The sequence below is a fragment of the Candidatus Halobonum tyrrellensis G22 genome, assembly GCF_000495475.1.
Taxonomy (GTDB): Archaea; Halobacteriota; Halobacteria; order Halobacteriales; family Haloferacaceae; genus Halobonum; species Halobonum tyrrellense.
Genome location: NZ_ASGZ01000036.1, coordinates 1 through 25140, shown reverse-complemented (window position 1 = coordinate 25140; position 25140 = coordinate 1). Strand labels below are relative to the sequence as shown.

Annotated in this window: 18 protein-coding genes; 10 read left to right on the top strand and 8 right to left on the bottom strand. The window is 69.6% G+C overall.

Annotated features, from left to right (window positions below; translation table 11 throughout):
* The first annotated feature begins 50 nt into the window (after positions 1-50).
* The gene (locus K933_RS11020; protein ID WP_023394815.1) at positions 51-485 is read left to right on the top strand and encodes a twin-arginine translocation signal domain-containing protein; all 435 of its coding nucleotides are present in this window, start codon (positions 51-53) and stop codon (positions 483-485) included.
* A 73-nt stretch (positions 486-558) separates the two neighbouring features.
* A complete protein-coding gene (locus K933_RS11015) occupies positions 559-1932 on the top strand; it encodes a serine hydrolase (RefSeq protein ID WP_023394814.1) in 1374 nt (457 codons plus the stop codon).
* A gap of 91 nt (positions 1933-2023) precedes the next feature.
* Here the strand turns inward: K933_RS11015 and K933_RS11010 are convergent, their stop codons facing one another.
* The gene (locus tag K933_RS11010; protein WP_023394813.1) at positions 2024-3679 is read right to left on the bottom strand and encodes a lamin tail domain-containing protein; all 1656 of its coding nucleotides are present in this window, start codon (positions 3677-3679) and stop codon (positions 2024-2026) included.
* Between the two features lie 206 nt (positions 3680-3885).
* On the opposite strand from K933_RS11010, the gene K933_RS11005 reads away from it, so the two are divergent.
* Positions 3886-6489: a DNA topoisomerase I gene (locus K933_RS11005; protein WP_023394812.1), complete on the top strand. Its 2604-nt coding sequence runs from the start codon at positions 3886-3888 to the stop codon at positions 6487-6489.
* A gap of 236 nt (positions 6490-6725) precedes the next feature.
* Here the strand turns inward: K933_RS11005 and K933_RS11000 are convergent, their stop codons facing one another.
* From K933_RS11000 to K933_RS10985, 4 genes are all read right to left on the bottom strand, one after another.
* A complete protein-coding gene (locus tag K933_RS11000) occupies positions 6726-11519 on the bottom strand; it encodes a beta-galactosidase small subunit-related protein (protein WP_023394811.1) in 4794 nt (1597 codons plus the stop codon).
* Between the two features lie 279 nt (positions 11520-11798).
* A complete protein-coding gene (locus K933_RS10995; protein ID WP_023394810.1) occupies positions 11799-12113 on the bottom strand; it encodes a DUF7718 family protein in 315 nt (104 codons plus the stop codon).
* A 3-nt stretch (positions 12114-12116) separates the two neighbouring features.
* The gene (locus tag K933_RS18755; protein ID WP_023394809.1) at positions 12117-12437 is read right to left on the bottom strand and encodes an HVO_A0114 family putative DNA-binding protein; all 321 of its coding nucleotides are present in this window, start codon (positions 12435-12437) and stop codon (positions 12117-12119) included.
* A 325-nt stretch (positions 12438-12762) separates the two neighbouring features.
* A complete protein-coding gene (locus tag K933_RS10985) occupies positions 12763-16896 on the bottom strand; it encodes an Eco57I restriction-modification methylase domain-containing protein (protein WP_023394808.1) in 4134 nt (1377 codons plus the stop codon).
* Positions 16897-16996: 100 nt separating this feature from the next.
* On the opposite strand from K933_RS10985, the gene K933_RS10980 reads away from it, so the two are divergent.
* The 4 genes from K933_RS10980 (at position 16997) to K933_RS10965 (ending at position 20369) form a co-directional block, all read left to right on the top strand.
* Entirely contained in the window at positions 16997-17719 is a 723-nt protein-coding gene (locus K933_RS10980; RefSeq protein WP_023394807.1) for a phosphoglycerol geranylgeranyltransferase, read from the top strand.
* Positions 17720-17911: 192 nt separating this feature from the next.
* Entirely contained in the window at positions 17912-19216 is a 1305-nt protein-coding gene (gene aspS, locus K933_RS10975) for an aspartate--tRNA(Asn) ligase (RefSeq protein ID WP_023394806.1), read from the top strand.
* Between the two features lie 178 nt (positions 19217-19394).
* On the top strand, positions 19395-19928 hold the full coding sequence (locus K933_RS10970; protein ID WP_023394805.1) for an SHOCT domain-containing protein: 534 nt from the start codon (positions 19395-19397) through the stop codon (positions 19926-19928).
* A gap of 90 nt (positions 19929-20018) precedes the next feature.
* Positions 20019-20369, top strand: a complete 351-nt coding sequence (locus K933_RS10965; protein ID WP_023394804.1) for a TfoX/Sxy family protein — start codon at positions 20019-20021, stop codon at positions 20367-20369.
* An 83-nt stretch (positions 20370-20452) separates the two neighbouring features.
* On the opposite strand, the gene K933_RS10960 is transcribed toward K933_RS10965, so the two are convergent.
* Together K933_RS10960 and K933_RS10955 are read right to left on the bottom strand one after the other, a co-directional pair.
* Positions 20453-21397, bottom strand: a complete 945-nt coding sequence (locus K933_RS10960; protein WP_023394803.1) for a formate/nitrite transporter family protein — start codon at positions 21395-21397, stop codon at positions 20453-20455.
* 76 nt (positions 21398-21473) lie between these two features.
* Complete coding sequence (locus tag K933_RS10955; RefSeq protein WP_023394802.1) at positions 21474-21689, bottom strand: DUF1328 domain-containing protein; 216 nt, start codon at positions 21687-21689, stop codon at positions 21474-21476.
* A 238-nt stretch (positions 21690-21927) separates the two neighbouring features.
* Between K933_RS10955 and K933_RS10950 the strand changes: the two genes are divergently transcribed.
* The 3 genes from K933_RS10950 to K933_RS18005 all read left to right on the top strand — a co-directional run bounded on the left by K933_RS10950 (position 21928) and on the right by K933_RS18005 (position 24319).
* The gene (locus K933_RS10950) at positions 21928-22776 is read left to right on the top strand and encodes a pantoate kinase (protein WP_023394801.1); all 849 of its coding nucleotides are present in this window, start codon (positions 21928-21930) and stop codon (positions 22774-22776) included.
* Between the two features lie 51 nt (positions 22777-22827).
* The gene (locus tag K933_RS10945) at positions 22828-23673 is read left to right on the top strand and encodes a 4-phosphopantoate--beta-alanine ligase (protein WP_023394800.1); all 846 of its coding nucleotides are present in this window, start codon (positions 22828-22830) and stop codon (positions 23671-23673) included.
* Positions 23674-23809: 136 nt separating this feature from the next.
* A complete protein-coding gene (locus K933_RS18005) occupies positions 23810-24319 on the top strand; it encodes an NUDIX domain-containing protein (RefSeq protein ID WP_023394799.1) in 510 nt (169 codons plus the stop codon).
* A gap of 102 nt (positions 24320-24421) precedes the next feature.
* Here K933_RS18005 and K933_RS10935 read toward each other — a convergent pair.
* Positions 24422-25140: molybdopterin-dependent oxidoreductase (locus tag K933_RS10935; RefSeq protein WP_023394798.1), on the bottom strand; the 719-nt coding region annotated here is incomplete at its 5' end.

Here is a 25140-nt window from a genome sequence, read left to right as displayed (position 1 = left end):
CGCGAGCGTTTCGGGTGGCTTCTTACCCGCGACGGGCGACGCCCGGAGGTGTGAACCGACGAACGTTCCTCCGGGGTGCGGTCGCGGCCGCGGCGGCGGCGACTGCCGGATGCGGGTCGGGGGAGAGCGGTCCGGCCGAGGGCGGTGCGACCGGAACCGGACCGGGCGAGAGCGGCGACTCGGGGCCGACGATCGGGGCGGTGAACCGGCGCGACGAGCCGATAGACGTGTCGCTGTCGCTGTGGCGACTGGGCGAGGAGGGAACCTCCTGTGACACGGAACCGGAGACGAACGGCGAGACCGCCGAGGCGTCGGTCGACCCGGGCGAACGGGCGGACCTGCTCCCGGTGCCCGGCCCGGGGACGTACGGGATGGTGTTCGACGCCGACGGCGACCGCAGCGAGTCGTGTCTCGACTACACCGGCTCCGAGACGGGGTTGACGTGGGTAATCGAGTCGGGGTCGGCGGACTTCGTCGTCGAGTGAGCCGGCGACCGCCCCGGCGGTCGGCCCGCGCGTCGGGGAGTGGCTTCTTGCCGGCGGCGGCCGACGGCGGAGTATGAACGGCGACAACCGCGCGGCCGTGGCCGACCTCGTGCGGGCGACGATGCGCCGGGACCGCCTCCCGGGGGTGAGCGTCGCGGTGGTCGACGGCGACGCGCCCGTCTACGCCGAGGGGTTCGGCGCGCGCGACCTGGCGGGTAACCGCCCCGCGACGCCCGACACGCTGTACGGCGTCGGGTCGGTCACCAAATCGATGACCGCGCTCGCGGTCACGCAGATCGGCGAGGCGGGGATGCTCTCCGTCGACGACCCCGTGACGGAGTATCTGGATATCGACCTCGGCGACGCGTACGACGAGCCGATCCGGCTGCGCCACCTCCTCACCCACTCGTCGGGACTGCCGTCGCTCGGGACGAGCGAGGCGCTCATCGGTCGCCGCCTCCGCCGCGAGACCGACACGGTCGCGCTGTCGAGCGCCGCGGACGTCCGCGCGCACGTCGAGGGCGCGGCCGACCAGCGGGTCGCGCCGCCGGGCGAGCGGTTCGCCTACTGCAACGCGGGGTACGTCCTGCTCGGCGAGGTGGTCGAGGCGTGTACGGGCAAGCCGTTCGCGGCGTACCTCGACGAACACGTGTTCGACCCGCTGGGGATGGACCGGGCGACGCTCGACGACTCGCGGTTCGCCATGGACGACGACCACATGACGCCGTACCTCCACGAGGACGGCGACCTGGTCGCGGCGTCGTTCCCGGCGCGCGAACTCACCCACCCGACGGGCGGCGTCATCGCGTCGGTCCGCCACCTCGCCGACTACCTCCGCCTCCAGTTGAACGGCGGGCGGTTCGAGGGCACCGAGATCGTGAGCGCCGACGCGCTCCGCGACTGTCACGAGGGGCGCATCGAGACGCCGAGCGGCCCGTACGGCTACGGCTGGCGCACCCGCGAGACGTGCGGGCGCGACCTGGTGGGCCACTCGGGGTCGGTCGCCGTCTCCAGCGCGTACGTCGGCTTCTGTCCCGCCGAGGGCGTGGGCGTCGCCGTCGCCGCCAACAGTTCGCCCGACTACCCGCTCGCACACCTCGGGCAGGGCGTGTTCGCCGCCGCCGTCGGCGAGGACCCGTCCGACGTGCCGTTCTTCGAGCGCCGCCGCCGGTTCGACCGGCTCACCGGCGAGTACGCCTCCTACCGCGGGATCAGGCGCGCGGTCGTCGCCCGCGACGGCGGCACCCTCCGGCTCGAAACCGGCGGCTCGCTCGGCGGCGACGGCCGACCGCTCGAACCCACCGACGACCCGTACGGGTTCGTCGCGGTCGACGAGGCGGGCGCCCGCGAACCCGTGGAGTTCCGGGTCGACGACGGCGACGTGACGCTGCTGTACGACCGCTGGCGCTTCGAACGGGTCGCCGACCGCGCCCCCGAGTTCGAGTAGCGCGGACCGGTCGACCGGTCGCGCGGCGGCCGCGGACCGACGAGGCCGACCCGCGAGTCGCCGGCGTCGGCCGCGCGGTTCGGCGGGTGGCTCACTCGCCGTCGTACGCGTACTCGGTCACGAGCGACCCGCCGTCGTCGTACACGCTGACGGTGTCGCCCGCGTCGTTCCAGACGGGCGAGTTCCGCCCCCAGTACAGTTCGACGGCGGTCCCGCCGCTGCCGGTGTTGACCGCCGCCCGCGCGCCCGCCGGCAGCGTCAGCCCCTCGGGGAAGCGGTACTCGTGGCCGGCGGCGTCGGCGATTCGCCAGCCGCTCACGTCGAGCGGTCCGTCGCCGGCGTTCTCGACGACCACCCGCTCGCTCGTCGGCTCCCCCGCGTCGGCGCCCGACTCCACCCGGACGACCGACAGGGGCGGCCCGGCCGGCCGCTCGGGCGTGAACGCGCCGAACAGGTCGAACGAGTCGTCGAACGCCGAGGTCACCGGGATCGCGGGGTCGCCGTTCAGCGCGCTCCCCTCGTCGGTGACCGCGTCGCCGTTCAAGCGGAGGTCGGAGCCGAGCGCCGCCGCCACCGCGTCGAGGTTCTCGCGGGCGTCGGCGGGCATCCCGTCGGCGGCGTGCCCCACCAACAGCACTGCCCCGCCCGCGTCGCGGAACGACTCGACCGCCGCGAGTTCCGCGTCGGTGTACGCCGCCGCGGGCGCCGTGACGACCAGCGCGCGGCCGTCGGGCATCCCGTCGGCGAGGGTGTTGACCTGCCGGTGACCGATATCCTGCCCCTCCAGATAGCGGAGGTAGTACGCCATGTCCTCCGAGGAGAGCGCGTAGTCGGCGTCGAACTGGCCGTGACCGCCGTCGACCAGCAGTTGTCCCCCGCGGTCGCTCAGGCTCGCCAGCAGGTTGGTGAACAGCGGGAAGTTGCCGAAGCCGCTGGTGTCGGTCGGGAACCCCTCCGCCTGCTCGTACCACTCGTCGACCATCGGCCCGCCGACGACCGCCACCCGCGCGTCGTCGTCGACGCCGACCAGCGGCAGGCGGCCGTCGTACTCGACGCCGTCGCCGGCGAGCGTCTGGGTCGCCCCCTCGCCGGCGAACACCGGGGCACGGCCGTCCGCGAGCGTCCCCGAGGCGGTGCGGACCGTGGCGGGGTCGGGGACGAACGCGCGCTCGACCGGCCGGTCGCGTATCTCGGGCGTCGCGGGCAGGTCGCTCCGCGCCCACAGCCCCCGGCTCTCATCGCGGGCGGTCTCCTCGACGGCGCGGTACTCGTCGTGTCTGGCGAACCCCGAGCCGTACACCCGGGCGAACCCCTCCGCGACCGCGAGGCGGTTGTACACCGTGTCGCGAGCCTCCGAAGGGCCGTCCGACCCCCCGGAGCCGTCGGCGTCGTCCCCGTCGCCCGGTGGCCCGGAGTCGTCCGACCCGTCGGGGTCGTAGCGGACGTACCGGAGCAGGCGGTCGAACTGGTCGCGCGAGGGTTCGTTGGGGTCCTCGACGAGTTCGACCGTCGCGCCAGCGAGGCGCTCGCGGGCGAACTCGCTTGCGCGGCTTCCCCACCGCCCGAGGTAGTCTATCGACTCGATCCCCTCCCACTCCCTGCGGCGTTCGGCCTCGACGTTGTCTGTCGTCTCGGGCGTGTCGATGCCGAGCACGCGCACCGTCCCGGTCTCCCCGTCGGGGAACTCCACGTCGAGGGTGTCGCCGTCGACGACGTCGGTCACCGCGGCCGTGGTCGGATCGGGCACGGTCGCCCGCTCGCGACCGGAGTCGATTAATCGTTCGGATCGGGATGGAATTAACTCCCTACCGGTCCGTATCCGTCGGGAGCGGTCGGGTGCGGTCGGGAGCCGAACCCCGGTTCGCCGGCCGGTCGGGCGGCCCTCCCGGCGCTCCGAACCGCGGGAGACCGCGAAACCTTTAGATGGGGTATCGACCTACCACCCGCCGACGAATGGACCTCATCATCACGGAGAAGGACAACGCCGCGCGGCGTATCTCCGACATCCTCTCGGGGGGGTCGTACGACTCCGAACGCCGGGCCGGAGTCAACGTCTACCGGTGGGGGGGAACTCGCTGTATCGGGCTCTCCGGGCACGTCGTCGGCGTCGACTTCCCCGCGGAGTACGACGACTGGCGCGACGTGGAGCCGGTCGAACTCATCGACGCGCCGGTCCAAAAGCGGCCCACCCAGGAGAACATCGTCCGGGCGCTCCGGCTGCTCGCGCGCGAGGCCGACCGGGTGGTCGTCGCCACCGACTACGACCGCGAGGGGGAGCTGATCGGCAAGGAGGCGTACGAACTGGTGCGGGAGGCCAACGAGGACGTGCCCGTCGACCGGGTGCGGTTCTCGTCGATCACCGAACGGGAGGTGACCGAGGCGTTCGACGACCCCGACGATATCGACTTCGACCTGGCGGCGGCGGGGGAGGCGCGTCAGATCATCGACCTCGTGTGGGGGGCGGCGCTCACGCGGTTCCTCTCGCTTTCGGCGCGGCAGTTGGGCGACGACTTCATCTCCGTCGGCCGGGTGCAGGGACCGACGCTCAAGCTGATCGTCGACCGCGAACGCGAGATCCAGGCGTTCGACCCCGAGGAGTACTGGGAACTGTTCGCGGACCTGCTGAAGGCCGACGACGCGGACGGCGAGGCGGCCGACGACGACGCGTTCGAGGCGCAGTTCTTCTACGAGGATGACGACGGCACCGAGGCCGAACGCGTCTGGGCGGAGGCGACCGCCGAGGCGGTGTACGACGTGCTCCGGGAGGCGTCGTCGGCCACCGTCTCGTCGGTCCGCCGCCGCTCGCGGACCGACCAGCCGCCCGCGCCGTTCAACACGACGCAGTTCATCCGCGCGGCCTCGTCGCTGGGCTACTCCGCACAGCGCGCGATGAGCATGGCCGAGGACCTCTACACCGCGGGGTACATCACCTACCCGCGGACCGACAACACCGTCTACCCCGAGGACCTGGAGGAACGGGAGTTGCTCGAGGAGCTCGCGGCGGACTCGCGGTTCGGCGACGACGCCGAAACCCTCCTCGAACTCGACGACCTGACGCCCACCGAGGGCGACGAGGAGACGACCGACCACCCGCCGATCCACCCGACCGGCGAACTGCCGTCGGCGTCGGACCTCGACGACGACGAGCGGGAGGTGTACGAACTCGTGGTGCGGCGCTTCTACGCGACGGTCGCGCCCGACGCCCAGTGGGAGCACCTCCGGGTCGTCAGCGAGGTGGCCGCCGACGGCGCCGGGCCGGACGACGGCCCGCTCACGCTGAAGTCGAACGGCAAGCGGCTGGTCGAGGAGGGGTACCACGCCGTCTACCCGTACCTCTCGACGAACGAGAGCTACGTCCCCGACGTGAGCGAGGGGGAGGTGCTCTCCGTCGTCGACACCGCCTTCGAGGCGAAGCAGACCCAGCCCCCGCGGCGCTACGGCCAGTCGCGGCTGATCGAGACGATGGAGGAGATGGGTATCGGGACGAAGGCGACGAGACACGACGTGATCCAGAAGCTGTACGACCGGGGGTACATCGAGAGCGACCCGCCGCGGCCGACCAAGTTGGCGGAAGGGGTGGTCGAGGCGAGCGAGCGGTTCGCCGACCGGATCGTCAGCGACGAGATGACCGCCCAACTGGAGGCGGACATGCAGGCCATCGCCCGCGGCGAGAAGGACCTCGAGGAGGTGGCCGACGAGTCCCGCGAGATACTCGTCTCCGTCTTCGAGGGGCTGACCGAGTCGCGCGAGGAGGTGGGCGACATGCTCCAGGAGTCGCTCAAGGCCGACAAACGGCTCGGCCCGTGCCCGGAGTGCGGCGAGGACCTGCTCGTGCGGAAGTCGCGGCACGGCTCGTACTTCGTGGGCTGTGACGGCTACCCCGACTGCGAGTACACCCTGCCGCTCCCCTCGACCGGCAAGCCGCTACTGCTGGAGGAGGAGTGCGAGGAGCACGGCCTCCACCACGTCAAGATGCTCGCGGGCCGGAAGACGTTCGTCCACGGCTGTCCGCAGTGTAAGGCCGACGAGGCCGACGACGAGGCGGACGTGGTGATCGGCGACTGTCCCGAGTGCGGGGAGAGCGCGGCGCGGAGCGCCGCGGACGGAGACGGCGAAGCCGTCGAAGCCGAGGGCGGCGAGTTGGCGATCAAGCGGCTCCGCTCGGGCGCCCGCCTCGTGGGGTGTACGCGCTACCCCGACTGCGACTACTCGCTACCGCTGCCGCGGCGCGGCGAGATAGAGGTCACCGACGAGACCTGCGAGGAGCACGACCTCCCGCACCTGGTGGTCCACACGGGCGACGAGGACGACGAGGGCGACGACGAGCCGTGGGAACTCGGCTGTCCCATCTGCAACTACCGCGAGTACCAGGCCCGGCAGGCCGGCTCCGAACTGGAGACCATCGACGGCATCGGCGAGAAGACGGCGGAGAAGCTGAAGGGCGCGGGCATCGACGACCGCGCGTCGCTCAAGGAGGCAGAACCCGACGACCTCGCCGGACAGGTCGACGGGGTCGGACCCGATACGGTGCGCGACTGGCAGGCGAAGGCGGACTAACACCCACCTTTTTCCTCGTCGGGTGCCCTCGCTCGCTCCCTTCGGTCGCTCGCTGCGGGCACCCTCCTCGAAAAATGTGGATCAAAAAGGGCCGCTCGCTCGGCCTCCGGCCTCGCTCGCGGAACTCGACGTAGCGGTTCCGCCTCGGCTACCCGCCTCGCTCGCGGGACCGCTCGTCGGCCGCTCGACATCGAAAAAACCCGAGCCGCTCGGGTCGTCGTTCCTGATCCGGGTCGCTACTCCTCGCCCACCGGGAACCGCCGGTTGGCGACGTCCATCGGGTCGAGTCGGCCGACCATGAACGGCCGGAGGTGGAACGCGAACGACGCGGGTTCGGGCTGGACCTGATACTCGTCGTACGGTTCCGTCGGCGTGCCGCCGACGCCCGACACGAGGTGGTCGAGGTCGAACCCGACCGTCCCCCGCGGTTCGAGTTCGTGCTGGTGGTCGGCGTCGGCGAGGTTGGCCCACTGTTCGAGGGCGACGTTCGTCGCCCCGTCGGTCGCCGCCCCGAGGAGGGCGACGTCGCCGTCGGACAGGGTCGCCCACCGGGTGTCGGCCTTGTTGCCGTTGTCCGTCGGCGGCAGGTAGGGGACGTACTGGTCGTCGACCGACCCCTCGTAGCGGCCGACGTCCGCGCCCCACTTCCGGTCGGGGTACGTCTCTATCGGCCCGCGGCCGTACCACTCGAACTCGGAGAACGAGTCGGGCAGTTCCATCCGGAGCCCCATCTTGGGGAGGTAGTCCGTGACGACGCTCCGCAACACCTCGTTGGGGGTGACGTCGACGTCGACGGTCACGTCGCCGACCCCGTACACGCGGTAGCGGTACGACGTCTCGAACCCCGCCCCGCGGTCGGACGACTGCCGCTCGCCGAACTCGTCGAACTCGTACCACAGCACGGCGCTCTCGGGCGGGGTGTCGAAGCCGCTCGCCACCTCGTCGGTCGACAGCGCGCGCTCGTACACCCGGACCGAGTCGACCGTCGTCTCCGCGAAGCGGGTGGTGTTCTCGGCGTTGTGCCCCACCTGAACCGGGTACTCCGTCGTGTTGACCGTCGACGGCTCGTACGCCGCCGTCGACAGGAGTTCGCCGTCGAGGTAGAGGCGGAGTTCGTCGTCGTCACAGACGCCCGTGAGCGTGTGCCACGCGTCCGGGTTCGGAACCTCCGAGGCCGGCGCCGTCACCGTGTGCCAGCCGTCGGCGTAGACGAACAGTTCGAGGTTGTCGCCGTTGACCTTCAGCCCGTACTGGTGGTCCCCCCGGCTGACGAACGGGTTGTGGTCACCGGTGTCGACCCCCTTGAACGTCACGCCGATGGTGAACCCGGGTTCGGCGAAGTTCAGCGCCTCCGCGTCGCCCGTGTCGACGTAGTCGTCCTCGCCGTCGAACGCGAGCGCCCGCCCCGACCGGCCGGTGACGCGCTCGGGGTCGCCGTACACCGCCCCCTCGGCGTCGCCGGCGGCGTCGGGCGTCGTCGCCACCGTCTCCGGGCCGCGCCCCTGCGCGAACCCCTCGACGTCGACTTGGACGACCGACTCGCCGGGTCGGGAGACCGACACCGAGTCGACCTGGTGGGTCAGGTCGTCCAGCCCGGCCGCACGCCAACTCGACGCCTGCTCGCTACCCCACGCCTGCACCTCGTTCATGATCGGCGCGCGCCACGCGTTGAACTGCGGGCCGCGTTCGAGCACCTCCCGTCCCCCGTAGCGCAGCGACGACAGCGTCCCCGCCTCGCGGTCGAACCGGTACTGGAACCACTCGCCGTCGACGACGAGTTCGCTCCCCCGTTCGGCCGTCGACAGCGCGGGCTGGCTCGCCGGGTCGACCGACCGGGCGTCGGGTACGTCGAAGGGGACGGCGAGTTGGTCCCGCGCGACCACGTGGCCGGCGTCGGCGTACGGCGTCGACTCGGGCTCGACGAACCGGACGTTCAGCCAGTACTCCGTCCCGGGGGCCGGCGAGTCGGGGGCGTCGAACGGCACCGAGACGCGCCGGGTCTCGCCCGGCGCGAGGTCGATGTCGAGCGTCCCCTCGTCGACCGTCTCGTCGTCCGCGACGAGTTCCCACCGGCCTTCGACCGCGTCGAGGGGGGTGAAGTGGTAGTGGTTGGTGACGTACACCTCGCCGTCCGCGAGCGCTCGCGTCGGCGCGACCTTGACGGGCTGGTGGCTGTGTTTGAGCTGCCAGAGTTCGGGCTGGGCCTCGCGGTCGGACCAGACCAGGCCGTTGAGACAGAACGGGTCCTCGTCGTAAAACTGGTAGTCGACCGTCTCGCCGTCGACGGTGGTCGTCCGGTTGAGGTCCTGGTTGACCCAGTCCCAGACGAACCCGCCGTTGGTGCTCTCGTCGCGGAGGAGTCCGTCGAACGTGTACGCCACGACCGGCTCCTCGGCGTCCGCGACGCTCCCCACCTCGTCGGCCGACAGCGCGCGGTCGAACGCCCACGCGCCGTCGACGGTGACCGACGGGCCCGCCGCGCCGTCACCGTCGCCGTTCGCGTCGGCGGCGCGCTCGCCGCCGAACCGGACCGACTCGTCGGCGTCGACCGCCCGGTCGGGCGCCGCCCCGACCGACAGCAGGCGGTCGCCGTCGAGGTACACCCGGAGGCCGTCGGCGGAGCCGACGAGCGCGAGCGTGTGCCACCCGTCGCTTCCGGTCGACTCCGCATCCGCGTCCGCGGCGGCCGACGGGAGGTCGGCCGTCTCCGTCGCGCCCGACCCGTCGACCGAGAGTTCGACCCGCCCCCGGTCGACGGAGAGGGTGAACCCCGCGAGCGAGACGAGCGTGCGCGCCGCCCCCGAGAGCGCGCCGCTGAACGAGACGGCGAGGGTGAAGTCGGGCAGCGACACCCCGACGTCGTCGGCGTCGACGTCGATGTAGTCGCCGGGGCCGAGCGTGACCGCGCCGCCCTCCTGGCCGACGCCGACCGTCGGCGACCCGACGAGCACGCCGTCCGCGCCGTCGCCGTCCGACTGGTCGCGCGCGCGCCGGACGGGCGGTTGGATGTGGCCGTCCCACATCCGGTGGACCAGCCCGAGGCTGTTGCCCATCGCGTGGTTGTACTCGCCCATCACCACCGGCCGGAGACCGTCGCCGATGTACGAGCCGTCGGCGACGCTCAACAGCGTGTCGAGGTCGGGGTAGCGCGGCCCGAGCATGTCGCTGTACTCGACGTCCCAGCCGCCGCCGTTGGGCTGGTGGTACATGATGCGGTCGGGCGCCTCCCCGTACACCGGCCCGTCGTACGACTCGACCGGGCCGACGCCGGTCACGTCGCTGGTGTCCGCCGGGAGGGTCTCGTCGGAGTCCATCGCCAGCGCCGCCATCTCCAGGTGCTCCGCGCCGGTGCCGGCCTCGTTCCCCGTCGACCACGAGAACAGCGACGCGTGGTTGCGGTCGCGCAACAGCATCCGCCGGAACCGCGCGACCGCCTGCTCGTGGTACTCCTCGGTCGACGCGAGCAGTTGCTGCCACCAGTGGGTCTCGACGTTCACCTCGTCTTGGACGTAGATACCGTACTCGTCGGCGAGCCTGAGGAACGTCGGGTCGTTCGGGTAGTGGGAGGTGCGGACCGCGTTGACGTTGAACTGCTTCATCCGCTCGAAGTCGGTCCGCATCATCTCGACGGGCACCGTCCGGCCGCCGTCGGGGTCGGTCTCGTGGCGGTTGACCCCCCGGATCTCGACGGGTTCGCCGTTGACGACGACGTGCGCGCCGGGTTCGCCCCGCGTCGTCTCGAACGACCGGAAGCCCACCTTGTCCAACAGCGCCTCCGTCTCGTCGCCGATGCTCGGCTGGAGGCGGAGCACGACCGTATAGAGGTTGGGGTGTTCGGCCGACCAGTTGGCGGGCGCGTCCACCTCCCCCTCCATCGTCACCGTCTCGCCGTCGTGGCCGACGGTCGTGAACGCCGACAGCGTCGTCACCGGACCCCCGCCCCCGTCGACGCCCTCGGCGGACGGCCCGGAGGGGTCGTCCGGGCCGTAGAGGAGCGCCTCGACGGTGTACATCCCCTGCGTCTCGCCGGTGTAGTTGGCGAGTTCGGCGTCGACGCGGACCCGGCCGTCCTCGTAGTCGTCGTCGAGGTCCGTCCGGACGTAGAAGTCGCGGACGTGGACCGTCGGCGTGGCGAACAGGTAGGCGCTCCGGAAGATGCCCGAAAAGCGGAACATGTCGATGGTCTCGAGCGCCTCGCCGTCGGAGAAGCGGTACGCCTGGACCGTCACCTCGTGGTCCTCGCCGGCGGTGACGTGGTCGGTCACGTCGAACTCGCCGGGGGTCATCGACCCCTGCTGGAAGCCGACGTACTCGCCGTCGACCCAGACGAAGAACGCCTGCTTGACCGCCTCGAAGTGGAGGAACACCTCCCGCCCCTCCCAGCCGTCGGGCACCGTGAACGACCGGCGGTACGTCCCGGTCGGGTTGGTGTCGGGCACGTCGACGCCGTCCTCCGCACGCGGGTCGAGTTGCCCCTCCAGCGGCGGGTCGTACTCCTCCCACGTGATCGAGTTGTTGGTGTAGATGTACTGGTCGTACCCCTCGGTCTGCCAGACGCTCGGTACGTCGATCGCGTCCCAGTCGGCGTCGCCGCCGTACTCGGCCGGGCGCTCGGCGGGGGTCTCGTAGAAGTCGAACGCCCACTCGCCGTTCAGGCTCAGGAAGTACTCGGAGCCGGCGAACCGGTCTTCGAACGACGCGAACCGCTCGTCGGACGCGCGCGCCTGCTCGACCGACGCGTACGGCACCGCCGCGGCGGCGTGGGTCGGCTCGCGGTTCTGCTCGAACATGCGGGGGTTCTCGATGTACGCCCCGAGGTTCTCGATCCGCCCCGGGCCGCCCGACGCCGTCGCGGGCGCCGACGGCCCCGCCGGCTCGGACGACTGAGCCGCGGCGGCGCCGGGCGACGCTCCCGCGAGCAGCGCCGCGAGCCCGGTGGTCTTGAGGAACGTTCGTCTGGTGCTGTCGGTCGCCGTGCCGTCGACCGACGGTCGTCTGTCGCGTTCGTCGCGTGGATAGTTGTCACTCATGGGGGAGTTCTCCGGCCGTTCGCCACCTGTCACCGTGTGGCGTGGCACCGGTGGCGCGTTTCGATCTGGAGCGCGCCCGAATAACTCTTTGGAACGATGAGGTAATTATTAGCGTCCGGTGAGAGCGAGCATGGGTTCCGTTCTCGGTCCCACCTTTTTTCCTCGTCGGGTGTCCTCGCTCGCTTCGCTCGCTGCGGGCACCCTCCTCGAAAAAATGTGGATCAAAAAAGGGCCGCTCGCTCGGCCTCCGGCCTCGCTCGCGGTACAGCGTGCTTGTGGCTACCCGCCGACTCCGTCCTCGTGCCCTTCGGCGTACGTCCGCCAGTGTTCCTCGGCGTACTCGACCGCGTCCCAAAAGCCGAGGTCGAGTTCGTCCTTCGGCTGGTCGCGGCGGTACAGGCGGTCGATATGTACGAACCCGTGTGCGGTGTCGATCCGGACCACCTGGACGCTCTCGCTCGTCTCGACGTCGTTGTAGTGGACGACGACCGCGAACTCCGCGGGGTCGTCGAACCCCGGGCGCGCGCTGGCCGTGAGGAAGTACTCGTGTCCCGCGTATCGGCCGAGGCGGTACTCGAACGTCGACTCCCCCATCGGTCAGGCGACGGGTTCGACGAACACGCGTTCGTGTTTGAGTCGGGGCGCCTTCCGCGCGCCGTCCGTCTCGTACTCGACGACGCTGTGTTCGACGAGCAGTTCGAGGTCGCGATGGACGGCGGCCACGTCGCGGTCCACTGCGGCCGCGAGCGCCGTGATCGACTCGGGGTCCTCCCGGCGGATGGCGTCGACCAGTTGCTCGCGGCGGTCGGTCAACACCTCGACCGCCTGTTCTCGGTCGAGGATCAGGAAGTCCTCGTAGCCCGCCCGCGCGAGTCGCCGGGCGAACTCGGCCTTGCTCTCCCGCGTCTCGACTGCCATACCCCTGTTTTGACGTGAGAGGTCAAGAACCCACCTTTTTTTCCTCGTCGGGTGTCCTCGCTCGCTTCGCTCGCTGCGGGCACCCTCCTCGAAAAAATGTGGATCAAAAAAGGGCCGCTCGCTCGTCGCTCCGCTCCTCGCTCGCGGTACGGGTACGCTAGTGATTACTCACCGACCGCCTCCGCGACGATCTCGATCGCCTCAGTCCCACCTTTTTCGTCGTCGGGTCCGCTCGCTGCGCTCGCGGACCGCTCCTCGAAAAACGTGGATGAAAAAGCCGCTCGCTCGTCGCTTCGCTCCTCGCTCGCGGTACGATATCTAGCGACTACTCACCGACCGCCTCCTCGACGATCTCGATCTCCTCGTCGGTCAGGCCGTACAGGTCGTAGACGATCTCGTCGATCAACTCGTCGGTTCGCTCGATCTTCCGCTCCAGTTCCTCCGCGCGCTCCGTCGTCTCGATGTAGCTCTCCAACCCCTCGCGTACGTCGTCGACCCGCGGGAGGGTGAGCGCCCGGAGGCGGTCGACGAGCGAGTTGGTCTTCGTCGCCGTCTCGCGGAACCCCGCGAACCCGCCCGCCTCGTCGACGGCGACGGGGACGAACGCCTCGATCAGGTCCGCTTCTCCCTCCGTGAGGTCGGTGATGCGCAGGGCGGGCAGTGGGTCCGTCTCGGTGTACCCCCACTGGTCGGTGTCGTACTCGTCGGGGTCGTCGGGTTTGTACCGGGCCGTGAGGCGTATCTCGACGGTCGTGTCGGACTCGCGGACGACCTCCACGCGGCCGACGCGGAGGTTGGGCTTCTGTTCGGTGGTCTCCTGAAGGATGGAGTCGGCGGCGTTCTCGGGGGGTTGGGTGAAGCCGATGTCGGAGAGGGCAGGGCCATCTTGGTAGGTGCCTAAGTGATCTAAAATTCTCACATTCAAATTCTGTTTGGAAGACAGTAGCTCGACCATTTCATCAACTAGTTTATGTAAATCTGGATGATCTGTTGTCGGTATTGGGAAATCTGACACGTGAACTGTTCGGTATTCCAAGTATCCACCCCGAACGCTTGAGAGCTTATTTTCTGCCCAGAATTCGCCCAGAGTAGAGTTTAGTAAGGCGACGATCTCTCTACTTTCAGATGGAATAATGAAGCACTTGTTATTCGTGTATCTTCCACTTCTATCGAGACTAAACCTAGGGCCATCTGATATCTCTGGGTATACAATTTTCTCTGATTCAAACGCTGAGTAGTATCCACAGGAGCGGAGCTCCCACCAATATTCTCCCCGATCATATCTTGATTTTGCCTCTTCCATAAAATCAGACAAATGGTCAGACAAACCCGGAAACTCATTACTGAACCATCTCCACGCCTCTTTTTCTCCCTTAATCCCGGAATTAGATGTAGTCCAACCTGATGGGATACGGATCAAATATTGATCAGAAAAATTAGCCAGATACCTCTCTGCATCGTTACCTCTCATTAGTGGAAATATGAATTTTTCAGAGTCTCTGTCCATACTTAGGATATGTTCTCTCGTATCTGCACCGATAATGAATGCATCATTTAAACCGGTCAGTATTCCACGCAAGATATTCGACTCAAGTACCTCTTCCAGTTCTTTCCCGGTGTCCTCAATATTGTCAAATATGCCTATGGATTCTGGATTAGATATCGGCCATGAGCCGGATCCGAGCTGTCTCTGACTGATATCATATCCATTTGATTCGATAAGTTGTCTAAGATCATTGAAGCTGAGAGATTGGACATTGTGAACAAGTATCCGTGAGTCAAAACTTGGTGTATCCTTCTCAAATAGGAGCAGCATTGGGTAGGCAGATACTGCTGATCCAAACACTGGTAGGTCACGAAAGTCACACAGTACGTCCAGATGAGCCCTCTTTCTCAAGAAATCACGCAGCGGTTCACCATATTCTGCCCGGATGAATTTATTGGAGACAATATATCCCAGGTGCCCTTCTTCTTTTAATATATCATGACCATTTTCAACAAAGTACGTGTATAAATCCGCAGCAGAGGTATAGACTTGGTACTCTGTGGAAAAGTAATTAGATTGATTCTGCATATGCTCTTGGCGTACGTACGGAGGATTCCCCACAACCGCGTCGAACCCGCCGTCCGCCCGTTTCTTCCCGTCGGCGTCGAAGAACACCTCGGGGTACTCCAGTTCCCAGTGGAAGAAGTCCTCCTCGTCGGCCGTCGCCTGCGCCGCCCGGAACCAGTCGCGTTCGCGCACCTCGCTCCACTCCGATTCGCTCTCGATGGCGCCCGCCATCTCCTCGTAGACGCCGTCGGGCACGGAGACGCCGAACCGTTCTGCGGTGTGGACGTTCGCCATCTCGAACAGCCGGCCGTACAGCGGGTCCGACCGAATCTCGTCGTACGTCCCCTCCATCGACTTCACGTCCGCGAGCGTCTCGTTGTCGATGGCGAGGAGATCCGCCATCAACTCCATCACGTGTTCGAGCGTGTCCCGGCGGACCCGCGCGAGCGCCTGCATCAGCGTCAACTGCCCGCCCTCGTCGGCGGCGTCGTCCGAGAGCACCTCGGTGATGTCCGAGCCGACCAGCGAGTTTCCGGTCTTGAGGTGGTGGTCGAGGAACGCCAGCGGCTGGTCGGTCGCGAGCGTCTCCAGCCACATCGACAGCTTCGCCAACTCGACGGCCATCCCGTTGACGTCGACGCCGTAGATGCACTCGCGCGCGACGATCCGCCGGATGTCCTGCTCGTCGTACCCTTGGATCTCCTGTTCGCGGATCACCTCCATCACCTGTTCGGTGAGGTAGCCCGTCGCCTTCGTGAGGAAGTGCCCCGACCCCATCGCGGGGTCGAGTACCGTCAGCCCGCGAACTCGCTCCAGAAACGGCGCGATGTACCCCTTGTCGCCGGGTTCGAGCCCCTCCGCGTCGGCGATGTCGGCTTTGATCTCGTCGATCAGCGGGTCGACCGTCTCCTCGACGATGTACGCCACCACGTAGTCGGGGGTGTAGTACGCGCCCGTCGCCTTCCGCTCGCCCTCGTCGTTGACGACGTACAGTTCGCCGCGGTCGACCGTCTCCACCGCGTCGGCCACGCTCACCTCCGTCGCCGGCTTCCACACCTGCCCGCCGTCGGCGGACACCGCGGCGTACTGCTCGGGGGCGATCCGGAACTCGTGTTCGAGCAGCCCCTCGTATATCGTGCCGAGGTGTCGCGTGTCGAGGTCGGCGTAGTCGGCCAGCACGTACCCGCTCCGGTCGTCCGCGCGGGTCGTCCCGAGCCGGTAGACGACCTCCGCGACGTAGCGGTCGGCGACCTCGTTGTTCGCGAGGAACTCGTGTTTCCCGTCGTCGAACAGCCCCCCGTTGTACGGGGGGATGCCGAGCGACTCCTCGCCGGCGTCGACCAGTCGGAACAGGTCTTGGAGTTGCCCCCACATCGACGTGGAGTACTCGCTGTACCCGTCGAACGTCCCGCCCGAACTGACGTCCTCGTGGATCTCCCGTCGAAGCGCGTCCAGGCTGAAGTTCTCGTGGAACTCGTCCGCACGGGCGGGGTCGTCGGGACTGATGAGCTGACGCGACTCGGCGTACAGGACGAACATCAGCCGGTAGAGCAACACCAGTGACTGCTCTTTCAGTTCGTCGCGCGCGGCCTCGTCGTCGGGGTCGATGTCGAGGTCGTTCGTCTCGACGAACCCCTCACCGAGCACGCGGAGCGCGGTGAACACGTTGTCTTGGAGGTCCTCGCCGAGCTCCTGTGCGGCCGTCTCGCTCTCGTTCCAGACCCGGTCGAGAAACGAGGTTCCGCCGGTTTCGCGGAAGGCCTCGGGTCTGAAGAACGCGTAGAAGTACTTGAACGCCTCCCTGTCGCCCGATTCGAGCAACTCGGGGAGGTCGACCTCGTAGTACGTCTCGGTCGCGTAGTCCTTCGTCCCGTACAGTCGCCACTTCCGCCCGTTCGTGAGGATACCCCACGTGAGCGACTCCGGCGTATGTTCCAGGTAGTACTTCACCTGGTGGGAGGCGTCGCGGTACGACCGCTGTTCGCTGAACCGCTCGGTGAACGCCTCGTCCCACCGTTTCGCCTCCAACAGCGCACACGCCGTCCCGAACGTGCCGGTCAACTCCCCGTCCTGCTTCATCGCCATCGCGTCACGGCGGCTCTCGGCCGAATCGTACAGCACCCGGTCGATGTACCCGCCCGTGTCGGGGAGGCTGGTCTCTTGGATCGTGTCGTACCCGAGTGCGTCGAGCACCACGTCTATCCACGACCCCAACAGCGTGTCCTCGTTGTACCCCTCGACGAGTTCCCTCTCGCCGTCCCAGTGCGAGTCGAGGGCTTCGAACGCCTCGTCCGCCTCCGCGTCGCAGTCCCACCCGTCCAGATCCCCCACCCGTTCGTCCAGATAGTGCCCCGAGAACAGATCCGAGTTGACGTACGGCCCGGAGGGAAGGGTAGCCTGACTCACAGTTGCTACCGAGATGGTCCGCTCAAAATAAAAGAAGCTACCGACCCACCTCGACGACCCGCGCCCTTTTTCACGCCTGACCGACCTACGCTACCCACGCATGACCGCGCCGTGGGAGGAGTGGGACCACATCCTGAAGGTGGACCCGGACAAGGACCTGTACGGAGACGAGACGTTCGCGGACGTCTGTGCGACCGGCACGGACGCCATCGAGATCGGCGGCACCCTCGACATCACCACCGAGAAGATGCAGCGCGTCATCGACGCCTGCCGGGAACACGACGTGCCGCTGTACCAGGAGCCGTCGAACCCCGCGGTGGTCGTCGACGACGACGCCCTCGACGGCTACCTCATCCCGACGGTGTTCAACGCGGGCGACCAGTTCTGGATCACCGGCGCGCACAAGGAGTGGGTCCGCATCGCCGACGGACTCGACTGGGAGCGCACCCACCCCGAGGCGTACATCGTGCTCAACCCCGACGCCTCGGCGGCCGAACTGACCGACGCCGACTGCGACCTGACGCCCGCCGACGTGGCGGCGTACGCCCGCGTCGCCGAGAAGATGTTCGGCCAGGACATCGTCTACGTCGAGTACTCCGGAACGTTCGGCGACACCGAGACGGTCGGGGCGGCCCACGACGCGCTCGACGACGCCACCCTCTTTTACGGCGGCGGGATCCACGACTACGACTCCGCCCGCGAGATGGGCGCACACGCCGACGCCGTCGTGGTCGGCGACCTGCTCCACGACGAGGGCTGTGCGGCGGTCCGCGAGACCGTCGAGGGCGTCGAGGACGCCCACGCCGACCTGGCGGACGCGTAGCCGTCCGGAGCCACGTCTGCCCGCACCCGCCTCCCCTCCCTTCCTCTCACCTCGCCTTCTCCGCCGCGGTTCGACGCGCCGCCGCCCGACGGCCCCGTCCCACCCCCGAGCCCCGACCGTCCGCGTGGCGGTCGGGGGCCGCGGTAGCGCGGATCGACCGACTTTAAGCCCCGCGAACCGGACCGGTCGCGTATGCAGGGACGAACGTACACGGCAGACGCCGAGCCGGGTGACGAGGTCACCGTCGCCGGCTGGGTACACGAGACCCGCGACCTCGGGGGTATCGCCTTCCTCATCCTGCGCGACGCCACCGGGCGCATCCAGGTCAAGTTCGAGAAAGACGAGATGGACGACGACCTCGTGGAGACGGGGCTCGACGCCCACCGCGAGTCCGTCCTCTCGGTGACGGGCGAGGTGGCCGAGGAGCCGCGCGCGCCCACCGGCGTCGAGGTGGTGCCCGCCGCCGTGGAGGTGCTCGCGCCCGCCGACCCCGAACTCCCGCTCGACCCCTCGGGGAAGGTGGACGCCGAACTCCCCACCCGGCTGGACAACCGCACGCTCGACCTCCGAAAGGAGGAGGTGAAGGCGGTGTTCGAGATCCGCGCGGAGATCCTGCGCGCGACCCGCGAGACGTTCCGCGACCTCGACTGTACGGAGATCAACACGCCGAAGATCGTCGCCACCGGCACGGAGGGCGGCACCGAGCTGTTCCCGATCACCTACTTCGGCCGCGAGGCGTTCATGAACCAGAGCCCGCAGCTGTTCAAGCAGCTGATGGCCGGGTCGGGGCTCGAACGCGTCTTCGAGATCGGCCCGATCTTCCGCGCGGAGGAGCACAACACGCCGCGGCACCTCAACGAGGCCACCTCGATCGACTTCGAGGGGGCGTTCTGCGACCACACCGAGGCGATGGACGCCGCCGAAGCGGTCGCGAAGGGCGCCTACGAAGCGGTCGAGGAGAACTGCGCCGAGCAGTTGGAGGCGCTCGGGCTCGACGAGGAGTTCGAGGCGCCGGAGGGGGAGTTCCCCCGGCTCTCGTACGAGGACGCGCTCGACCGGGTCAACGCCGAGGGCGACCTCGACGCCCACCTCGTGTGGGGCGACGACCTCTCGACGGAGGCGGAGCACGTGCTCGGGCAGTCGGTGGGCGAACACTACTTCATCACCGACTGGCCCTCCGAGATCAAGCCGTTCTACATCAAGGACCACGACGACGACGAGGAGCTGTCGACCGGGTTCGACATGATGCACCCGCGGATGGAACTCGTCTCGGGCGGCCAGCGCGAACACCGCCACGACCGCCTGATCGCCGGCTTCGAACAGCAGGGGCTCGACCCCGAGGAGTTCGAGTACTACACCAAGATGTTCAAGTACGGCATGCCGCCCCACGCCGGCTGGGGGATGGGCGCCGAGCGGCTCGTGATGACCGTCCTCGGGCTGGAGAACATCCGCGAGGCCGTCCTGTTCCCGCGAGACCGGCAACGGCTGAGTCCGTAGACGAAGCCGTTCCGGCGAGCGGGGGCAGAGAGTGGAGCGGAGCGGAACGACCGCGTTCCCGCGAGACCGCCGGCGTCTCTCACCGTAGGAGACGCTCACGCGGGCGACGCCGTCGACGGGACCGGTTCGGGCCGCGGCGCGGAGTACGCTTTTGCCCGTCCGGGTGTCCTCTCCGGGTATGGACGCGACATCCCCCGGCGACGACGCGCCGACGTACGCGGCCGACGGCGGCGACGAGGACGAAGAGGAGACGCCGCTCCAGCAGGTGGTCGCCGGCGGCGTCACGGCGCTCGTGCTGCTGGTCGCGTTCGCGCTCATGTTCGCGGGGGTCGAGTTCTTCTGGGTCGCGTTCGTCGTCGGCTTCGCCGGCCTGCTCCCGCTCGCGGTCGGCCTGACCCGGTGGTACGAGTCGCGGCGCGACCGCGAGCCGACCCGGCGGGGTGAACGCGCCGACCGCGGCACCGACGACGGCGACGCGACCGACGAGGCGCTCGCGACGCTCCGCGGCCGCTACGCGCGCGGCGAACTCGACGAGGCGGAGTTCGAGACGCGGCTGGACGCGCTGTTACGGACCGAGTCGCTCGGCGACGCCCGCGCGGACGCCGAGCGGCGGGCGGCCGAACGCGAGCGGAGCCGCGAACGCGAACGAGCGACCGAGCGGGAGCGCGACCCCGAGCGCGAATCCGAACCGGAGCGCGAACGCGACGGGTAGCCCGCGCGGTGAGTCCGCACCGTCGGCTGTGCGGAGTCCGGGTCGCGAGCACCGACAGTTCTTAGCGGCCCGCGCGTTCTACGTGGGCGTATGACGAACAGCGCGTACTACGACGAGGAACTCGCGGGGGAGCTGCGCTCGGCCGTCGCGGGCGTCGTGACCGAGTGGCCCGGCGTGGCCGAGACGGAGACGTTCGGCTGCCCGTCGTTCACGGCGGACGGCACGCTGTTCGCGGTGGTCGCCACGCAGGGACTGGCGCTCACCCAGCTCCCGGACGACGAGAAGAAGGCGTTCGCGGAGGCGTACCCGACCGAGTCGTTCGCGCCCGGCGAGCGCCGCGTCGACTCGTGGGTCGTCGTCCCGCGGGACGCGGCACCCGACGACGTCGACGGGCTGGTGTCGTTCCTCCGCGCGAGCTACGAGTCGGCGCGCGGCGAGTAGGCGGCGGACCGCGGCGCGTCGACGCTCCCCCGACCCCGTCCGACCCGCGTCGCTCGCGCCGTCCGGTCCGCCCGCTGACCGGCTCAGATGCCCGACCCGGACGCCTCGCCGCCGCGGACGACGTGGCCGTACTTGAGCAGGGCGACGAACACGGTGCCGCCGATGACGTTACCGAGCGTCGCCGCCGACATGAACCGGGCGTAGTCCATCAGCCCCACCCCGCCGTCGATCAGCAGCCCCGCGAGCACCTCCACGTTGCCCGCGATGCAGTGGGGGAGACCGATGAACCCGATCGCGGTCGCGATCAGCCAGACGAAGAACACCCGACTGATCGTGTCTTGGGCCGCGGCGACCAGCCACGAGAGCAGCCCCATCAGCCACCCCGCGAGCAAGCCCGCGCCGAGGAGCGTGAACCACGAGTGTTCGACCAGTCCGCGTGCGATGTCGCCGAACGCCTCCGGTGAGGCGACGCCGAGCGCTGGTGCGATCGGAACCATCACGGCCGCGAAGATGGCGCCGCCGACGATGTTCGCCCCGTAGACGACGCCCCACAGGCGCGCGAGTTCGCCCATCGACGCCCGGCGGTCGATCACCGGGAGAACGGCGAGCGTGGTGTGTTCGGTGAACAGTTCCGACCGGCCGAGCACGACGAAGATGAACCCCACCGCGTACACGTTGGCTTCGAGGATGTCGATCGTCGCCGACGAGTAGCTGCCCGCGCCGACGGTCAACACCACCGCCATCAGGAACGGCCCGAACCCGATGTCGAGGCCGGCCGACAGCCCCGAGAGCGCGAGTCCGTCGAGCGGCCGGTTGAGTTCCCCGAGCCCCTCGTCTATCTCGCGGGCGAGGATCTCGCCGTACGTCGGCTGTCCGCCCTCCTGTTCGGCCTGTTCGAACTGCTCTTCGGAGAGGTCGCTCCGCCCGTCCTCCTGGCCTTTGTCCTGCGGGCGGTCGTTCCACTCGCTCGTCGCGTCGTCGGAGTCGGGCCCCTCCTCGTCGGGCCTCTCGTTCAGGTCGTCGCTCATCGACCCCCGTCCGCGCGGGCGGCCACCCGGGAAGGCGACCGGGAACGCGCACGGCAGCCCCGCGGTCCCGACGCGCTCATAGGATGAACGCGACGATCGCGAGCACGAGGAACACCAGCACGAGGATGCGCGCGATCTCCATCGTCAGCCCGGCGATGCCGCGGAAGCCGGCCAGCCCGGCGACGATCGCGAGCACGAAGAAGACGATGGCGAGCCACAGCAGGTCGCCGCCCTGGAGCAGCGCCGGGGTGACCTGCGCGAGCGTCGGAACCGCCGATGTGAGTGCGGACATACACTCTCTGGCGCCTCGCTCCGACTTATCGGTGGTGGCCGCCGCGTGTCGGTCGGTCGCACGGTCGTCCGTGCTCGACCCGACGTCCGTCCGCGTCCGGTTCCACGCCCGTCCGCGACCGTCCGGGTCCGACTCCGCAACCCTCCGCGTTCAGTAGTCAACCGTCGCGTTCGGCGTCGAAGCCGGCGAGCGGGGCGATGTCACAAGCGATAGGTACCGGCGTCCACTCCTCCCGACGATGACCGACCCACCGGGCGAGGCGACCGCGTTCGCGCCGGGCCACGTGACAGCGCTGTTCGCGCCGTACCCGGCCGACGACCCGGTTCGCGCGGGGTCGCGCGGCGCCGGTCTCGCGCTCTCCGACGGGGTCGAAGCCACCGTCGGGCCCGTCCACGGGGACCGGCGGGTCGTCCGCCTCGACGGCGAGGTCGTCGACCTCGCGGCGGTGACGGGCGTGCTCGACCGCCTCGCGCCCGACGCCCGCGTCGCGGTCGACGCGACCACCGACCTCCCGGTCGGCGCCGGGTTCGGCGTCTCGGGGGCGGCCGCGCTCGCGGTCGCCTTCGCGGCGAACGACGCGCTCGAGTTGGGCCGCTCGGAGAACGAACTGGTGCGGGCGGCTCACGCCGCCGACGCCGCCGCCGGCACCGGGCTCGGCGACGTGGTCGCGCAGTTCCGCGGCGGCGTCCCCCTCCGGCTGGAACCCGGCGCGCCCGGCCACGGCGCGCTCGACGGGGTCCCGGCGCGCCCCCGCGTCGAGTACGTCACGTTCGGCGAACTCTCGACGGCGGCGGTGCTCGACGGCGACCTCGACCCCGTCCGGACCGCCGGCGAGGACGCGCTGACGCGGGTGGTCCGCGACCCGACGCTCGACCGTCTCGTGACCGAGTCGCGGCGGTTCGCCGACGAGGCGGGCCTGCTCGTCCCGGAGGTGCGCGAGGCGGTCGAGGCGGTCGACGAGGCGGGCGGGCGGGCGTCGATGGCGATGCTCGGCCGGACGGCCTTCGCCGTCGGCACCGGGCTGTCGGACGCGGGCTACGACCCCGCCGCGTGTCGGGTCCACCCGGCGGGCGCGACGCTCCGGTAGCCGGCCGTCGCGAACGGAGCGAGTTTTGAGTCCCCGTCGCCCACGTCGGGTATGACCGACGCCGACGACGCGCCCGCGAGGACCGACGACGGCGACGCCCCGAGCGAGGTCGACCACGAGTCGGACCTCCCCGAGGACCACCCGCGCTACCAGTCGCTTCTGACCCGCCACCGGATCGAGGCGGGCGTCGAGAAGGGGATCACCTCGACGCAGGGGCTGATCGCGGAGGGGCGCGGCGAGGCGTTCGACTACCTGCTCGGCGAGGAGACCATCCCCTCGGCGGACGCGGCCGCCCGCGCGGCGGCGGCGCACCTCCTGCTCGCGGACCACCCCGTCCTCTCGGTCAACGGCAACGTCGCGGCGCTCGTGCCGGGCGAGGTGGTCGACCTCGCGGCGGCCACCGGCGCCGACGTCGAGGTGAACCTGTTCAACCGCACGGACGAGCGGATGGAGGCCATCGCCGACCACCTCCGCGAGCACGGCGCCCGCGAGGTGAAGGGACTGCGAGCCGACGGCCGCATCCCCGGACTCAGCCACGAGCGCGCGAAGGTGGACGCCGACGGCATCGGCGACGCCGACGTGGTCGTGGTGCCGCTGGAGGACGGCGACCGCGCCGCGGCGCTCGCGGACCTGGGCAAGACAGAGATCGTGATCGACCTCAACCCGATGAGCCGGTCGGCGCGCGCGGCGGCGGTCCCGATAGTCGACAACGTCGTCCGCGCGGTGCCGAACGTGACCCGGCACGCCCGCGACCTCGCCGACGCGAGCGACGACGAGTTGCGGGGAGTCGTCGAGTCGTTCGACCGCGAGGAGGCGCTCGACGCCGCCGAACGAGCGATCCGCGAGGGCGACCTGACGGGCGACTCGACGGGCGCGAGCGACGAGCGGGAGGAGTGACGACCGCCTGCGCGGCGTGAGCCGACACTCGCAGCGAGTTGCGCGAGCGCAGCCCGCGGGGAGTTCGGGTCGTCACGACCCCTGATACCGACGGGACCACAACCACTATCACCGATTCGCGGGTCCGGTACGACTCGTGAGCGATATCCGCGGCGTCGCCCTCGGCGCGGTCGAACACCCCGACACCGGCGCGTACCTCGTCCAGCGACTTCCCGGTGACCGCGACGGTCCCCACTTCCACCGGTTCGTGGGCGGCGGGATCCACCCCGGCGAGCCGAGCGGCGCGGCGCTCGAACGCGAGTTCCGCGAGGAACTCGGCGTGACCGTCGAGCCGGGTCCCGCGGTCTGTACCGTCGAGAACCTGTTCACCTACGAGGGGGTTCCCCACCACGAGTTCGCCGTCGTCCGCGTGGCGCGGTTCGCCGACGCGTCGCTGTACGACCGCGAGCGGTTCTCGGGCGTCGACACCGGCGGCGTCGAGTACGAGGCGTACTGGCGGACGCTCGCCGACCTCCGCGACGGCGAGGCGCCGTTCTTCCCCGAGGGGGTCGCCGACCCGCTGGCCGCCCACGACGCCGACGATGCGGCCCCCGGCGAGGGGGTCGGACACGTCGTGAGCCCCGACCCGGCGACCGACGAACGGTAGGCCGACAGCCCGCGGCGGCGCGAGCGTGGCGTCCGAAGTCACCGTCACCGTCCGGTCGGGACCGTCCGTCACCGAGACGGAACGACCACTCGACTCGGCCGACTAGTCGAACCCCGAAACCAGCGTCACCAGCCACTGCGCGGGGTCGCGGTGCCGCCGCACCTCGACGCGGTCGACCCACTTCACCCACTGGAACCCGCGGCGGCCGGGCGCGACCAGCCGCGCGGGCGCGCCGTGGCCGTGGCTCAGGCGCTCGCCGCCCGCCCGCGTCGCCAGGAGGGCGTCGCGCGCCTCCGCCAGCGGGAGCGACCAGCGGTAGCCCGTCACCGAGACGAACCGGACGTAGCGCGCGCCCGCCCCGACTCCCGCGGCGTCGAGTAAGTCGCCGACGCGGACGCCGCCCCACTCCTGTACCGTGTACCAGCCGCTCGTGCAGTCGAGGAGCGCCTCCACCTCCGTCGGCTCCGCGACCCCACCGGTGTTCTCACCGCCGTCGGCTCCACCTCCAGCCGTCCGCCCGCGGTCCACGTCGCCGACCCCGAGCGTCAGCCGTTCGTCGACCACCCCCTCGACGGCGAGCGTCCACGTCTCCGAATCGACGGGGTCGGGGTCGTCGGCGACCCACGAGGTGACGGGGAACGCGCCGCCCTCCGTCTCCGCGCCGTAGAGGTCGCCGGTCGGCTTCGACCCGGTGAACCGCCGGGTCGCCCCGCCGAGCGCGCGGTCGGCGGCGTCGCTCGCGCGCCACGCGACGGCGCCGCCGACGAGGAGCGCGCCCGTCCGGAGCGCCGCCCGGCGGTCGCGGTCCACGCCGCGGGGGT

Coding starts and splice junctions, on each gene's coding strand:
- K933_RS10970 (WP_023394805.1), top strand. CDS start 19,395: ATGGACGCGACATCCCCCGGCGACGACGCGCCGACGTACGCGGCCGAC.
- K933_RS10960 (WP_023394803.1), bottom strand. CDS start 21,397: ATGAGCGACGACCTGAACGAGAGGCCCGACGAGGAGGGGCCCGACTCC.
- K933_RS10945 (WP_023394800.1), top strand. CDS start 22,828: ATGACCGACGCCGACGACGCGCCCGCGAGGACCGACGACGGCGACGCC.
- K933_RS10965 (WP_023394804.1), top strand. CDS start 20,019: ATGACGAACAGCGCGTACTACGACGAGGAACTCGCGGGGGAGCTGCGC.
- K933_RS11000 (WP_023394811.1), bottom strand. CDS start 11,519: ATGAGTGACAACTATCCACGCGACGAACGCGACAGACGACCGTCGGTC.
- K933_RS18755 (WP_023394809.1), bottom strand. CDS start 12,437: ATGGCAGTCGAGACGCGGGAGAGCAAGGCCGAGTTCGCCCGGCGACTC.
- K933_RS11005 (WP_023394812.1), top strand. CDS start 3,886: ATGGACCTCATCATCACGGAGAAGGACAACGCCGCGCGGCGTATCTCC.
- K933_RS10955 (WP_023394802.1), bottom strand. CDS start 21,689: ATGTCCGCACTCACATCGGCGGTTCCGACGCTCGCGCAGGTCACCCCG.
- K933_RS11015 (WP_023394814.1), top strand. CDS start 559: ATGAACGGCGACAACCGCGCGGCCGTGGCCGACCTCGTGCGGGCGACG.
- K933_RS10950 (WP_023394801.1), top strand. CDS start 21,928: ATGACCGACCCACCGGGCGAGGCGACCGCGTTCGCGCCGGGCCACGTG.
- aspS (WP_023394806.1), top strand. CDS start 17,912: ATGCAGGGACGAACGTACACGGCAGACGCCGAGCCGGGTGACGAGGTC.
- K933_RS10980 (WP_023394807.1), top strand. CDS start 16,997: ATGACCGCGCCGTGGGAGGAGTGGGACCACATCCTGAAGGTGGACCCG.
- K933_RS10995 (WP_023394810.1), bottom strand. CDS start 12,113: ATGGGGGAGTCGACGTTCGAGTACCGCCTCGGCCGATACGCGGGACAC.